Source organism: Pseudomonas sp. HY7a-MNA-CIBAN-0227, from assembly GCF_040310325.1.
Taxonomy (GTDB): domain Bacteria; phylum Pseudomonadota; class Gammaproteobacteria; order Pseudomonadales; family Pseudomonadaceae; genus Aquipseudomonas.
Window position 1 is genome coordinate 1 of record NZ_JBEOPT010000075.1, and the last position, 288, is coordinate 288.

General features: G+C 39.2%; 1 protein-coding gene. It reads left to right on the top strand.

The features are described 5' to 3' along the window. The coding region (locus AAEZ06_RS27045) for an adenylosuccinate synthetase (RefSeq protein ID WP_350617150.1) at positions 1 to 288 on the top strand (288 nt) is incomplete at both ends.

The window sequence follows — 288 nt, forward strand, 5'->3', positions numbered from 1 at the left end:
GATCAAGCTTGCTGATTTATTCCGTGATGATTTAGAAGAAAAACTACGTAACTTAATCGAATATCATAACTTCCAACTGACCCAGTATTATAAAGTTGACGCGATTGATTTTGATGAAACATTTAAGCTTTGCCAAGAGTGGAAAGTAGAAATCAAAGGCATGGTTACTGATGTAACTGAAGACCTCAATCAATTGCGACTGGCTGGCAAGAACCTGATGTTCGAAGGCGCACAAGGTACATTGCTTGATATCGATCATGGTACTTATCCGTTTGTGACCAGCTCAAG